At 30.3% G+C, this 13,511-nt stretch carries 12 protein-coding genes; 11 read left to right on the top strand and 1 reads right to left on the bottom strand.

The genetic code is table 11. The features are described 5' to 3' along the window. The first annotated feature begins 143 nt into the window (after positions 1-143). The gene (locus CAMP5060_RS04790; RefSeq protein ID WP_214125439.1) at positions 144-2,237 is read left to right on the top strand and encodes an RNA degradosome polyphosphate kinase; all 2,094 of its coding nucleotides are present in this window, start codon (positions 144-146) and stop codon (positions 2,235-2,237) included. A 20-nt stretch (positions 2,238-2,257) separates the two neighbouring features. Here the strand turns inward: CAMP5060_RS04790 and rpoD are convergent, their stop codons facing one another. After that, positions 2,258-4,135, bottom strand: coding sequence for an RNA polymerase sigma factor RpoD (gene rpoD, locus CAMP5060_RS04785; protein ID WP_087699309.1), 1,878 nt, complete (start codon positions 4,133-4,135; stop codon positions 2,258-2,260). A gap of 134 nt (positions 4,136-4,269) precedes the next feature. On the opposite strand from rpoD, the gene CAMP5060_RS04780 reads away from it, so the two are divergent. The 10 genes from CAMP5060_RS04780 (at position 4,270) to CAMP5060_RS04735 (ending at position 13,487) form a co-directional block, all read left to right on the top strand. Continuing rightward, the gene (locus CAMP5060_RS04780; protein ID WP_214100325.1) at positions 4,270-5,082 is read left to right on the top strand and encodes a flagellar hook-basal body protein; all 813 of its coding nucleotides are present in this window, start codon (positions 4,270-4,272) and stop codon (positions 5,080-5,082) included. Positions 5,083-5,099: 17 nt separating this feature from the next. Beyond that, positions 5,100-5,894: a flagellar basal-body rod protein FlgG gene (gene flgG / locus CAMP5060_RS04775; protein WP_087699313.1), complete on the top strand. Its 795-nt coding sequence runs from the start codon at positions 5,100-5,102 to the stop codon at positions 5,892-5,894. 172 nt (positions 5,895-6,066) lie between these two features. Continuing rightward, complete coding sequence (gene napA / locus CAMP5060_RS04770) at positions 6,067-8,841, top strand: periplasmic nitrate reductase subunit alpha (RefSeq protein ID WP_214135907.1); 2,775 nt, start codon at positions 6,067-6,069, stop codon at positions 8,839-8,841. Between the two features lie 2 nt (positions 8,842-8,843). Beyond that, positions 8,844-9,593, top strand: coding sequence for a ferredoxin-type protein NapG (napG, locus tag CAMP5060_RS04765; RefSeq protein WP_087699317.1), 750 nt, complete (start codon positions 8,844-8,846; stop codon positions 9,591-9,593). Next, the gene (gene napH / locus CAMP5060_RS04760) at positions 9,590-10,381 is read left to right on the top strand and encodes a quinol dehydrogenase ferredoxin subunit NapH (RefSeq protein WP_087699319.1); all 792 of its coding nucleotides are present in this window, start codon (positions 9,590-9,592) and stop codon (positions 10,379-10,381) included. Before napG ends, napH begins: the two co-directional genes overlap by 4 nt. After that, positions 10,371-10,889 (top strand): nitrate reductase cytochrome c-type subunit, encoded by a 519-nt coding sequence (locus CAMP5060_RS04755; RefSeq protein ID WP_087699321.1) that lies wholly within the window; start codon positions 10,371-10,373, stop codon positions 10,887-10,889. Before napH ends, CAMP5060_RS04755 begins: the two co-directional genes overlap by 11 nt. Before the next feature lie 4 nt (positions 10,890-10,893). Further along, positions 10,894-11,820: a WD40 repeat domain-containing protein gene (locus tag CAMP5060_RS04750; protein WP_337217994.1), complete on the top strand. Its 927-nt coding sequence runs from the start codon at positions 10,894-10,896 to the stop codon at positions 11,818-11,820. Beyond that, positions 11,807-12,142, top strand: a complete 336-nt coding sequence (locus CAMP5060_RS04745) for a chaperone NapD (protein ID WP_087699325.1) — start codon at positions 11,807-11,809, stop codon at positions 12,140-12,142. Before CAMP5060_RS04750 ends, CAMP5060_RS04745 begins: the two co-directional genes overlap by 14 nt. Before the next feature lie 2 nt (positions 12,143-12,144). Next, positions 12,145-12,312 carry a hypothetical protein gene (locus CAMP5060_RS04740; RefSeq protein WP_087699327.1) on the top strand — a complete coding sequence of 56 codons (168 nt, stop codon included), beginning with the start codon at positions 12,145-12,147 and terminating at the stop codon, positions 12,310-12,312. A 2-nt stretch (positions 12,313-12,314) separates the two neighbouring features. After that, the gene (locus tag CAMP5060_RS04735) at positions 12,315-13,487 is read left to right on the top strand and encodes an MFS transporter (RefSeq protein WP_261529663.1); all 1,173 of its coding nucleotides are present in this window, start codon (positions 12,315-12,317) and stop codon (positions 13,485-13,487) included. Positions 13,488-13,511: the final 24 nt, after the last annotated feature.

Here is a 13,511-nt window from a genome sequence, read left to right as displayed (position 1 = left end):
TTATTAATTATTAATTATTTTTTTAATAAGAGAAAAAAAGTATTATTTTTTTATATGATTTTATTTACTATTATAAAAATAAAATAAATTTTAATAAAAGAAATACTAAAATATTAAATACTAGAAAATAAGGTAGGTGTATTATGCAAATTCAACCATCAATGTATATTAATAGAGAGCTTTCTTGGCTTGGATTTAATTCCCGTGTTTTGGATCAATGTTCTAAAGATCTTCCCTTACTTGAAAAACTTAAATTTATTGCTATATATTGTACAAATTTAGATGAGTTTTATATGATAAGAGTGGCAGGATTAAAACAGCTTTTTGTAGCAGGGATAAGCACAGCAAGTAATGATGAAATGACGCCACTTGCACAGCTTAAAGCCATTAGAAATTATTTACATGAAGAAAAATATGTAGTAGAGCAATACTTTACTAAAATTACCCAAGATTTAGAAAAAGAAAATTTATTTATTCGCTCATATGAAGAACTTGATGAGGATTTAAAACAGCAATGTAATGAGCATTTTTTTTCTAACATTTTTCCTGTGATAGTGCCTATTGCAGTTGATGCAACTCATCCTTTTCCGCATTTAAATAATCTTTCGTTTTCTTTGGCGGTAAAGCTTTGTGATCCTATGCATCCTGAACTTTTAAAATTTGGCATGATACGTATACCTAGGGTTTTACCAAGATTTTACCAAGTAAGTTCGAATATTTATGTGCCTATAGAAAGCATAGTGCGTCATCATACTGAGCATATTTTTCCTGGTTATAAACTTTTATCATCTGCTGCTTTTAGAGTAACTAGAAATGCAGATATGGAGATAGAAGAAGAAGAAGCTGATGATTTTATGTTGATTTTAGAGCAGGGTTTAAAACTTCGTAGAAAAGGTGCTTTTATACGCTTGCAAATAGAAAAGGGTGCAGATGAGCAGTTGATTGAATTTTTAAGCTCTCACATGAATATTTTTCATAAAGACATTTATGAATACAGTATACTTTTAAATTTGCCATCATTGTGGCAAATCATTTCTAATAAAGAATTTACGCATTTGTTAAATCCTATGTATACACCAAAAATTTTACCACCTTTTGGAGATAATGTATCCATTTTTAGTGCAATAGATAAACAAGATATATTAGCTATACAGCCTTATGAAAGTTTTGAGCCTGTGTATCAGTTTATCAAAGAGGCAAGCAAAGATCCTAAGGTTGTGTCTATAAGAATGACTCTTTATAGGGTAGAGAAAAATTCAAATATAGTCCAAGCTTTAATTGATGCAGCAAGTGATGGCAAGCAAGTGACTGTAATGGTAGAGTTAAAGGCGCGTTTTGATGAGGAAAATAACTTACATTGGGCAAAATCATTAGAAAATGCAGGGGCTCATGTAATATATGGAATTACAGGTTTTAAAGTGCATGCAAAAGTGGCTCAAGTGATTAGAAAAGAAGGGGAAAAATTAAAAATTTATAACCACTTAAGTACGGGTAATTATAATGCAAGTTCAGCTAAAATTTATACTGATGTAAGTTATTTTACTTCTAAAGAAGAATATTCTCAAGATACCACGACCTTTTTTCATATACTTTCAGGATATAGCAAAAGTCGTCGTTTAAAGACTTTATCAATGAGTCCAAAGCAAATCAAAGAAAGAATTTTAGATATGATAGCTACTGAAGCAAGTCATGGAAAAGATGGAGTAATCATAGCTAAAATGAATGCTTTAGTAGATGGTGATGTGATTAAGGCTTTATATGAGGCTTCAAATAAAGGTGTTAGAATAGATCTTATTGTGCGAGGAATTTGTTGTTTAAGACCTGGAGTAAAAGGGTATAGTGAAAATATAAAAGTTAGAAGTATAGTGGGAAAATATTTAGAGCATGCTAGAATTTTATACTTCAAACACACCGAGCCAAATTATTTTATTTCAAGTGCTGATTGGATGCCAAGAAATTTAGAAAGAAGACTAGAATTAATGACTCCTATTTTTGATGAGCATTCACGTGCAAAATTAGCTCAAATTTTAAAACTACAATTAAGCGATAATGATTTAGCTTATGAGTTAGATAGCGAAGGAAGATATCGTAAGATTGCTTTAAATGAGGCAGAAAAAATTAATAATTCTCAGCAAATCTTAGAAGAATATATTAGTAGAATTTTTAATACCTTGAAAAAAGATACCGATCATAGCAGAGCAACACACTTAGCAACGAAGCTTTTTAGGGATAGCTAATCCTTGCTTTTTAGCAAGGATTATTTCCAACCTTCTATGTAATTTTTAAGTTTTCTACCAACTTTTGGATGTTTGAGTTTTTTTATAGCTGAGCTTTCTATTTGTCTCACTCTTTCTCTTGTAACATTTAATTCTTTACCGATTTCTTCTAAGGTTCTATCACTCTCATCATCCATCAGACCAAAACGCATTCTAATAACAGCTTTTTCTCTATCATTAAGCTGATCTAAAACTTCATCAATTTGCTCTTTTAAATCATCTTTTAAGATGTGATCCATAGGAGAAATTGAAGTTCTATCTTCTACAAAATCTCCAAATTTACCATCATCTTCATTGCTAATAGGTGCTTCTAGAGAAATTGGCTCTTTAGTGATTTTAATCACTTGTTTTACTTTATCTACGCTCAGTCCTACTTCTTTAGCAATAATGCTTACATCAGGCTCTTTACCTTCTTTTTGTAAATATTCACGAATGATTTTATTGATTTGATTGATGGTTTCTATCATGTGGATAGGAATTCTAATTGTTCTTGCTTGATCAGCAATTGCTCTTGAAATAGCTTGTCTAATCCACCAAGTTGCATAGGTTGAAAACTTATAACCGCGTTTATATTCAAATTTATCTACTGCCTTCATTAAACCTATGTTACCTTCTTGGATTAAATCTAAAAATGGTAATCCGCGGTTAGTATATCTTTTAGCAATACTTACAACTAAGCGTAAATTTGATTTTGCCATTCTAGTTTTAGCCTCATCAGATATTTTTTTACCACGTTTGATTTGCTCTAGAATTTCTTTTAATTGATCTTTTTCTAAATCAAAAGAATTTTGGCTAGCTTCTTTGGTTTGAATGAGTTTTTTTATCTCCATATAAGTGCTTACCATGGTAGTTTCTAGGGCGCGTTCGGCAATTTCTTCTTTACTAAGTTTGGTAATATCTTTTAAAATATCTTGGTGTCTTTGTTTTAGTTCTTCTGAAAACATTGGTAAACGGTATTCTAAGCGTTTTAATTCTTTATCAAATTCCTCATCACTTTTTAAAGCTGTTTCCATGGATTTTACGATTTCAGAGATGAGTTTTGAGGTTGGACCTAGATCCATTAGTTTTTCTTTTAGTATATTTTTTTTAAAAGCAATTATGAGTTTATCTAATAATTCATCATCATTTTTTTCTGCATTAATAGTAGATATGGTTTTTAACCATTCTTTTTTTGCTTTTTCTAAAGCTTTAAAGCTTTCTATGACTTTTAAGGTTCTTTCATCTTCTTTTTTGCTTGTTTTTTTAGGTTTTTTTTCGCTTGAGTTTTCATTCTCTTCGTTTTCATTCTCTTCTTCAGAGTCTATTTCATCATCACTTTTATCATCATCACTTTTATCATCATCTTCAAAGCTTTTAAATAGTTCTTTTACTCTTCTTTCTCTATTGATTAAAGGTTCTTTATAATCAAGTATAAAATCAATCAAATAAGGCACTGAACAAAAAGCATCGATGATAATATCTTCACCTAGTTCAATTTTTTTAGAAATTTCAATTTCTTCATCTTTATTTAAAAGTGCAATTTGCCCCATTTCTCTTAAATACATTCTTACAGGAGAGTCTGATCTACTCCATTCAAGTAAATCATTTTCATTGGCTAAATCAAATTCATTTTCTAAACTTGTATCTTGTAATTTTTGTTTTTCTTCTTGTAGTTTTTTTGCTTCTTCTAAATTTCTTTTTTTGGCAATTTCGGCTGAAGAAATTAATTCTACTTTGTATTTATCCATTAAATCACGGATTTTTTTTGCACTTGTTGCATTTGGAAGCTTTGCAAAATACTTGACAAGTTTTTCATATGTGATATAATCTTTGGAATTTTCTTTGAAAAGTTCTTCTAAAACATTGGTTTCATTAGCCATGGATACCCCTTGTATTTAAGTAATGAGTGTAAAACCAAATATTATGCCTAAAGATTAATTAAAAACAAATAAAAACATTTTGGAACATCTTTTGCTTTGTTAGTGAAAAATTAAGATTTTAGTTAGGAAAAACAATGCAAAATGGGTATTATCAAGCCACTGGTGCTATGGTTACGCAGTTTAATCGCTTAGATGTTGTAACTAACAACCTAGCAAATGTAAATACAAGTGGCTATAAAAGAGATAATGTTGTTATTGCAGATTTTAAAAGGATTTTTAAAGAAACTCAAGATGAGTTGCCTATACAAAATCACACAAGAGATGCTGCAAGATTTGTAAACACAACTATAGATAGAGTTCCGCAGGTTAATCATGTCTATACAAATTTTAGCGTAGGCTCTATGAAAATGACACATAATCCTTTGGATTTAGCTCTTACTCGTGAAGATACTTTTTATTTAATTAAAACAAATAATGGTGAAGTAAGATTAAGCCAAGATGGAAATTTCCAGCTTGATGATGAGGGTTATTTAGTCAATCGTCAAGGATATAGAGTTTTAAGTAGTGATTATTTTAATAATCCTGAAAATGATGGCATACGCATAGGAGATTCTACTTCTTTTATTAATGTGGATAAAAATGGAATCATTAGTGCATCTAATCAAGATATAGCAAGATTATTCGTCGCACAAGTTGATGATTTAAGAGATTTACAAAAAGATGGCGATAATATGTATAAAATCGATGATTTAAACAAAATCAGAGATTTGCCAAATTCAAATGCCATAAAGCAGGGTTTTACTCAAGGATCAAATGTTAATCCAGTTACAGAAATGGTAGGATTAATCGAAGCAAATAGAATGGTTGAGATGTATCAAAAAGTTATGACATCTCATATGGATGATTTAAATCAAGAAGCTATTAATAAATTAGCAAGTACTAAATAAAACTAAGGATAGATAAAATGTTAAGATCATTATACACAGCAGCATCAGGGATGGTATCACAACAAACACAAATTGATGTAACATCAAATAATATTTCAAATGTTAATACAGTAGGTTATAAAAAATCGCGTGTAGAATTTGCAGATTTAATGTATCAAACAATGAAGTATGCAGGTACTTCAACCTCAAGTACTACAAAACACCCAAGCGGTATAGAAGTAGGTCTTGGCTCAAGAGTGACAGCTGTTAGTAAAATTTTTAGCGAAGGTAGTTTAAAACAAACTTCAACTTCAGGTCTTGATATGGCAATTGCTGGTAATAATGGATTTTTCCAAATTCAAATGCCTGATGGAACTATAGCTTATACTAGAAATGGTCAATTTACCAAAGATGCTGAAGGAAATATAGTGAATTCAGATGGCTATAGACTTTTACCAGAAATGACTATACCTGAAGATGCTACAGCTATTAACGTAGCAAGCGATGGAACGGTTTCAGTAATGCAACCAGGAAATACAGCAGAAACTCAAATAGGTCAAATTGAGCTTGTTAATTTTATTAACCCTGCAGGTTTACATGCTTTAGGAGATAATCTTTTGGTAGAAACAGATGCAAGTGGCGCGCCGATTGCAGGTATAGCAGGTGAGAATGGATTTTCTGTAATCAAACATGGTTTTGTAGAGCTTAGTAATGTTCAACTTGTAGAAGAAATGACAGATCTTATTACAGGACAAAGAGCTTATGAAGCTGGTTCAAAAGCAATCACTACAAGTGATGATATGCTTGGTATTGTAAATCAATTAAAACGCTAGAATTAACTAGCGTTTTATAATATGCAGTAATTTTTAAAAAACACTAAAAAACTCCAATTTATAAATACTTTTAAAATATTCCTTTTTATAATTTATATTTAAAACTAATCATAGTAATATTGTATCTATGTATTTTTATTTTATACATAAATAAACAATAACGAGGGATATAATGAACAGAAGAGACTTCATTAAAAATACCGCTATTGCTAGTGCTTGTGGTGTTGCAGGTCTTAGTGTTCCAAGTAGTGTACTTGCAAATACTGAGAATAAATGGCGTTGGGATAAGGCTGTTTGTAGATTTTGTGGTACAGGCTGTGGAATTTTAGTTGCAAGTTTAGATGGTAAAATTGTTGCTGTAAAAGGAGATCCAGCAGCTCCAGTAAATCGTGGGTTAAATTGTATTAAAGGTTATTTTAATGCAAAAATTATGTATGGAGAAGATCGTTTAGTAACACCTTTGCTTCGCGTAAATGCAAAAGGTGAGTTTGATAAAAAAGGAAAATTCCAACAAGTTTCTTGGCAAAGAGCTTTTGATGAAATGGAAAAACAATTTAAAAAAGCTTACAAAGAAAAAGGTGTTGAGGGAATTGGAATTTTTGCAAGTGGTCAATACACTATACAAGAAGGATATGCTGCTGCAAAATTAGTAAAAGCTGGTTTTAGATCAAATAATATAGACCCAAATGCACGCCATTGTATGGCTAGTGCCGTTGTTGGTTTTATGCAAACTTTTGGGGTTGATGAGCCTTCTGGTTGTTATGATGATATAGAGCTTACTGATACTATTATTACTTGGGGTGCAAATATGGCAGAAATGCATCCAATTTTATGGTCAAGGGTAAGTGATAGAAAATTAAGCAATTTAGATAAAGTTAAAATCATAAATTTATCTACTTTTTCTAATAGAACTTCTCATATAGCAGATACTGAAATCATTTTCAAACCAAATACTGATTTAGCTATTTGGAATTATATCGCTAGAGAGATTGTTTATAATCATCCTGAAGCTATGGATAAAGAATTTATTGAAAAACATTGTATTTTTACAACAGGTTATGCTGATATTGGTTATGGAATGAGAAATAATCCAAACCATCCTAAATTTAAAGCAAGTGAAAAAGATACTGTAGCAAAACAAAATGCTATTATTGTAGATGAAGAAGAAGCGGTATCTTTGGCTTATTTGGGGGTAAAAGCAGGCGATAAATTCGAAATGAAACACCAAAGTACTCCTGATGCGCATTGGGAAATTTCATTTGAAGATTTCAAAAAAGCTTTAGAACCTTATACGCTTGATTATGTTGCTAAAGTTGCTAAGGGTAATGAAGATGAAAGTATAGAAGAATTTAAGAAAAAACTTCAAGAATTAGCAAATTTATATATAGAAAAAAATAGAAAAGTTGTAAGTTTTTGGACTATGGGCTTTAATCAACACACAAGAGGTACTTGGGTGAACGAGCAAGCTTATATGGTACATTTTTTACTTGGTAAACAAGCAAAACCAGGAAATGGTGCGTTTTCATTAACAGGACAACCAAGTGCTTGTGGAACTGCAAGAGAAGTAGGGACTTTTTCACACCGTTTGCCTGCTGATATGGTTGTTGCAAATCCTAAACACAGAGAAATTAGTGAAAAAATTTGGAAAGTTCCGGCAAAAACAATCAATCCAAAACCAGGTGCTCCATACTTAAAAATCATGAGGGATTTAGAAGATGGAAATATCAAATTTGCTTGGGTGCAAGTAAATAATCCTTGGCAAAATACAGCTAATGCAAATCACTGGATAGCAGCAGCTAGAGAAATGGATAATTTTATCGTTGTGAGTGATTGTTACCCAGGAATTAGTGCTAAGGTGGCAGATTTAATTTTACCAAGTGCTATGATTTATGAAAAATGGGGTGCTTATGGTAATGCTGAAAGAAGAACTCAACACTGGAAGCAACAAGTTTTACCCGTAGGTGAGGCTATGAGTGATACTTGGCAAATTATGGAATTTGCAAAACGCTTTAAATTAAAAGAAGTTTGGGGTGAAACTAAGGTAAATGATAAACTTACTCTGCCAAGTGTTTTAGAAGAAGCCAAAGCTATGGGTTATAGCGAAGATGATACTTTATATGATGTATTATTTGCAAACAAAGAAGCAAAATCTTTCAAAGCTAAAGATAATATTACAAAAGGATTTGATAATTCTGAAGTATTTGGCGATGAGAGAAAAGTTATAGGTAGTGATGGTAAAGAATTTAATGGATATGGATTTTTTGTACAAAAATATCTATGGGAAGAATACCGTAAATTTGGTTTAGGTCATGGACATGATTTAGCTGATTTTGATACTTACCATAAAGTAAGAGGTTTAAGATGGCCTGTGGTAAATGGTAAGGAAACTCAATGGAGATTTAATACTAAATTTGATTATTATGCTAAAAAAGCTGCTCCAAATTCAGACTTTGCATTTTATGGAGATTTTGCTAAAGAATTACCAAAAGGAGATTTACTAGCTCCACAAACTAAAGAAAAATATAGTTTAAAAAATAAGGTAAAAATTTTCTTTAGACCATTTATGAAAGCACCTGAAAGACCAAGCAAAGAATATCCATTCTGGTTATGCACTGGTAGGGTTTTAGAGCATTGGCATAGTGGAACTATGACTATGAGAGTTCCTGAGCTTTTCCGTGCGGTACCTGAAGCACTTTGCTATATGAATGAAGATGATGCTAAGGCTATGAAAATCAATCAAGGCGACATCGTATGGGTAGAGTCACGCCGTGGTAAAGTAAAAGCTAGAGTAGATTTTCGTGGTAGAAATAAACCTTCTAAAGGCCTTGTGTATGTGCCTTGGTTTGATGAGAATGTATATATAAACAAAGTTACATTAGATGCAACTTGTCCATTGTCTAATCAAACAGATTTCAAAAAATGTGCCGTAAAAATTACTAAAGCATAAAAATGAAAAATAGAAGAGAATTTTTGGCCTTTACCTTTAAGCTTTTATGTATAGGAAGCGGAAGTGCATTTTTAGCAAGTTTAGCATTTAGCTCAAATCAGGAGTATTTTTTAAGACCTCCTGGAGCAGATGATGAAAAAGAGTTTTTGTCAAAATGCATACGATGTGGACTTTGTGTAAAAGCTTGTCCTTATGATGTTTTGAAGCTAGCAAATTTAGAAAATAGTGCTAAAAATGGCACACCTTTTTTTGTAGCAAGAGAAAATCCTTGTAGATTATGTGAGGATATACCTTGTATAAGAGATTGTCCTACAAATGCACTAGATCATAAATATCTAGAGCAACAAGATGGAATTTATAAAACAAAAATGGGTATAGCTATAATTGATAGTGCAAGTTGTGTTGCTTATTGGGGAATTCAATGTGATGCTTGCTATAGGGCTTGTCCTTTAATAGATAAAGCATTAAAACTTGAAACAAAACGTAATGAAAGAACCGCAAAGCATGCATTTTTACTACCTGTGGTAGATCATGAAGTATGTGTTGGATGTGGGATTTGTGAAAAAGCCTGTATAACGCAAAAAGCAGCTATTAGAGTTTTACCTAGAGAATTTGTTTTAGGAAAAGCTGGAGATAATTACATCAAAGGTTGGGATGAAAAAGATGAAAAGCGTTTACAAGATGTAAATACGGATAAAAATTTCAATAAAAACAAGGCTAAAGATTATCTTAATGATGGAGAATTGCTATGAAATATCTTATTTTAAGAAGAATAGTGCAATTGTCTATTTTGACTTTTTTTTCTTTTGGTGTATTTAATTTTATATTAAAAGGAAATTTAAGCTCTTCGGTTTTATTTTCTTCGGTGCCGCTAAGTGATCCTTTTGCGTTTATTCAACTTGCTTTAGCAAGTTTGCAAGTAGATTTAATGGCTTTAAGTGGTGCTTTGATAGTATTTTTATTTTATGCTATTTTTGCCGGAAGGGCGTTTTGTGCTTGGGTTTGTCCTGTGAATATCATTACTGATTTTGCCTATTTTATTAGAAATAAATTAGGTTTTAATCAAGCAAGAGTTTTTAATGTAAATAAAAATTTACGTTATTATGTTTTAGCTTTTGTTTTGATTTTTTCCTTTCTTTTTTCTTTTCCTGTTTTTGAGGAATTTTCTTATATAGGAATAATCCAAAGAGGGATTATTTTTGGTGGTATTTCTTGGCTTTTTGTAGCTTTGATTATTTTTTGTATAGATACATTTTTTAGTCCAAGATTTACTTGTTCACATTTTTGTCCTTTAGGAGCTTTTTGGGCTTTAAGCTCGCATTTTTCATTACTAAAAGTAAGATATAACTTGCAAAAATGCACTAAGTGTTACAAATGCCTTGGGGTATGTCCTGAAAAGCAAGTACTTTGGATGGTAGGTAAAGAAAATCAAGATGTAAAATCAGGTGAGTGTATAAGATGTGGAAAATGTATTGATGTTTGCGGTGATGATGCTTTAGGTTTTAGTATAATAAATTTAAGGAGAGAAAATGAAAAATAAAATCTTTTTATCCTTAGCAGCAGCTGTTTTAATAAGTGCTTGCGGGCTTGCTGTTAAAAGTGTTGATTCAAAAGATATAGGTTTAAGAAAAACAAGTTTGGAAAGTGAAAATGTAGAGTTGTTGGATGCTAAATACTCTCAAACTTTGGCTGGTGAATCTGTTTTGATTGAGAGATCATTTGAAAATGCTCCACCATTGATTCCACACACTTTAGAGGATATGCTTCCAATTACTAAAGATAATAATATTTGCTTAAGTTGCCATGATAAAGCAGTAGCAAAAGACTTAGCTGCGACAGCACTTCCAAGCAGCCATTATTTTGATTTAAGAAAAAATAAATCTACTAAAGATATGGTAAGTGATGCAAGATTTAATTGTACGCAATGCCATGTGCCACAAAGTGATGCTAAACCTTTAGTGGGAAATAGCTTTGAAGCTAAATTTAAAAGCGAGGAATCAAAGAAAAAGTCTAATTTCTTAGATGTTTTAAATGAAGGTGTGAAATAAAATCATGAAAAAAATATTTTTAATCTTACTAATGAGTATATATGCATTTAGCTATGAGCTTAAACTTGATTCAAATTTAAATGCTTTGAAAATTGTTGATGATAGTTTGTTTATAGGATTTGATAATGGAGAAATAAATCAATACTTTATTAAAGATAAAAAAATGCAAAAAATCACTCAGCTGGATAAGATTAAAAATTTTTATGAAGAAAATCTTAGCCCTAGAATTTATAGTATTGATTACTTAAATGGGGCTATTTTGATTTTAAGTGAAGGTGATTTTGGAAGCAAAAAATTACATGTTTATAAAAATAAACAACTTTTAAGCTATGATTTAGCTAATGATGGGGTGAAAAAGGCTTTGTTTTTAGATGATAATACTATTTTATTAGCCTTGCTAGGTTCTAATATAGAGCTTTTTGATCTAAAAACAAAAAGTGTTGTAAAAAATTTTACTTTTTCTAGTTCAAGCTTAAGTGATGTGGTTTTAAATGAAACTAAAACTCAATTAGTGGCAGGTTTTGAAAGTGGCGAAATAATACTTTTTGATGTGAAAAAGTGGCAAAAAATAAAAAATTATAAGAGCATTCATAAGGATAATATCTATCAACTTGATTTTAAAAACACAGTTATTGTAAGCTGTAGTACTGATAGAAAATTAGGTATAGTGCAAAATGATCAAGAAAAAAATATAGAAAGAGATTTTTTGATTTATACTTGTGCTTTAAATAAAGATGGATCGATAGCAGTTTTTGGAGATAATGAAAAAAATATCATAGAACTTATAGATATTAAAAATTTAAAAACAATAAAAAAATTCCAAAATAAAGATTTTTTGCTAGAATATCTTATATTTTTAAACGAGCATGAGTTTATTAGTGCAGGTTATGAAAACAAAATTATATTTTGGAGTATAGATGAATCTTTCTAGTGTGTTGATTTTAACTAAAGAAGAAAAATTAGAAAAACTCAAAAAGCAAATTCAACAAACACCTTGTTGTAGCGTGGAATTAGCTCAGGATGAAAAAATTATAGTAGTAATAGAAAGTGAAAATTTAGATGATGAGTTAAAAGCATATAAACAATTAGAACAGCTTGATGGGGTAGTGAGTATTAATATGGTTTTTTCTTATCAGGATTTAGATGAAGAGAGAGAAAAAATTTTAAAAGCAAATTTTGAAGCAAATACTTTTGATGAGAATTTAAAAAAAGATAATATAGAATACTATGGCAATATTTTTAGAAAGTATTGATTATGATTTTTTTAATACCTTTAATTGTGATTATTTCTTCTATTTTTATCATTGATCACTTTTATTTTTCCAAAGAGAATGAAGTTGTAAAAGAAAAAAAACAAGTAGTGCAAAAAAACACCGATTCTGATAAACAAAGATATCTTGAAAATATATTAAATCAAAAATAATCATGCATACACAAATTTCATATAAAAAATTCTTTTGGATTAATATTTTAGTTGTAATTACCCTTGCTTTAAATTTAAGAGCACCTATAACTTCCATAGGTCCTATGATAGAATATATCCAAGAATATTACAATATCAACTCCACTTTAGCAGGTATGCTAACAACCTTACCTTTAATAGCTTTTGGTCTTATATCGTTTTTTGTAGCGTATTTTTCGCAAATTAAAGCTTTGTTTTTTGCCTTAATTTTGATTGTTTTTGGAGAGTTTATTAGAAGTTATGGGGGTAATATAGGTTTATTTTCTGGAGTTTTTCTAATCGGAGCAAGCATTGCAATAGCTAATGTTTTATTACCTTCTTTTATAAAAGAAAAATTTGCAAAAAACGCTTATAAAATAATGGGTTTATATGGATCAATTATAGGTTTATCTTCAATTGCTGGAGTGGCTTTATCACTTCCTTTGCTTAAAATTTTTGAAGTGCCTCAAGCTATGTTTTTTTGGGTTGTATTAGCTTTGATTGCTTTGATTTTTTATTTTCCGCATTTAAAAAATAAAAGATTATTGCGTCCTAAAAAGAAAAATATCAATAAAATAAATCTTTTTTTAAATTTAACAGCTTGGAAAGTTACTATTGTAATGGGACTACAAAGTTTTTTATCTTATAGTCTTTTTGCTTGGCTTAGTGTGATGATAAGTGAAAAAGGTTTTGGAATTGATTTTGGTTCTAATGTTTTATTGCTTTCTCAAATCATAGGTATGCCTGTGGCATTTTTATTGCCTATTGTTTTAGGAAAACTAAGAGTTCATGCTAAGGGTTTTGTTATTGTGCTGTTAGGATTTTTGTATGTTTTAAGTTTTATCTTGGTGTTTTTTTGTGATGTAAAATTAGTGTTATTGTTAGCGGCTATTTTTTTAGGTTTTGCATCTAGTGGAGTTTTTACAATTTCATTATTATTTATTGCCATAAAAAGTTCAAATTCTTTTATAGCAGCTAAACTTTCTGCTATGTCACAAGGCATAGGGTATTTAATAGCAGCTCAAGCACCTTGGATTATAGGTATGCTCCATGATAGCTTTGGAAATTTTACTTTAGGCTTTACCATGCTTATTACAGTAGCTATAATACTTAATATTTTTGTATTTTTAGCATATAAAGCTCCTGTGATTAAGTAAAAATTAAAATAAATTAAAGTCTTT

The organism is Campylobacter sp. 1569 (assembly GCF_024723675.1).
Lineage (GTDB): Bacteria > Campylobacterota > Campylobacteria > Campylobacterales > Campylobacteraceae > Campylobacter_D > Campylobacter_D jejuni_C.
Note: the sequence above shows the minus strand (reverse complement) of the source record. Positions and strands in the feature narration are given on the sequence as shown.

Excerpts from the sequence above, each read along its gene's own strand:
- CAMP5060_RS04790 (WP_214125439.1), top strand. The coding sequence starts at position 144 with ATGCAAATTCAACCATCAATGTATATTAATAGAGAGCTTTCTTGGCTT.
- rpoD (WP_087699309.1), bottom strand. The coding sequence starts at position 4,135 with ATGGCTAATGAAACCAATGTTTTAGAAGAACTTTTCAAAGAAAATTCC.
- CAMP5060_RS04780 (WP_214100325.1), top strand. The coding sequence starts at position 4,270 with ATGCAAAATGGGTATTATCAAGCCACTGGTGCTATGGTTACGCAGTTT.
- flgG (WP_087699313.1), top strand. The coding sequence starts at position 5,100 with ATGTTAAGATCATTATACACAGCAGCATCAGGGATGGTATCACAACAA.
- napA (WP_214135907.1), top strand. The coding sequence starts at position 6,067 with ATGAACAGAAGAGACTTCATTAAAAATACCGCTATTGCTAGTGCTTGT.
- napG (WP_087699317.1), top strand. The coding sequence starts at position 8,844 with ATGAAAAATAGAAGAGAATTTTTGGCCTTTACCTTTAAGCTTTTATGT.
- napH (WP_087699319.1), top strand. The coding sequence starts at position 9,590 with ATGAAATATCTTATTTTAAGAAGAATAGTGCAATTGTCTATTTTGACT.
- CAMP5060_RS04755 (WP_087699321.1), top strand. The coding sequence starts at position 10,371 with ATGAAAAATAAAATCTTTTTATCCTTAGCAGCAGCTGTTTTAATAAGT.
- CAMP5060_RS04750 (WP_337217994.1), top strand. The coding sequence starts at position 10,894 with ATGAAAAAAATATTTTTAATCTTACTAATGAGTATATATGCATTTAGC.
- CAMP5060_RS04745 (WP_087699325.1), top strand. The coding sequence starts at position 11,807 with ATGAATCTTTCTAGTGTGTTGATTTTAACTAAAGAAGAAAAATTAGAA.
- CAMP5060_RS04740 (WP_087699327.1), top strand. The coding sequence starts at position 12,145 with ATGATTTTTTTAATACCTTTAATTGTGATTATTTCTTCTATTTTTATC.
- CAMP5060_RS04735 (WP_261529663.1), top strand. The coding sequence starts at position 12,315 with ATGCATACACAAATTTCATATAAAAAATTCTTTTGGATTAATATTTTA.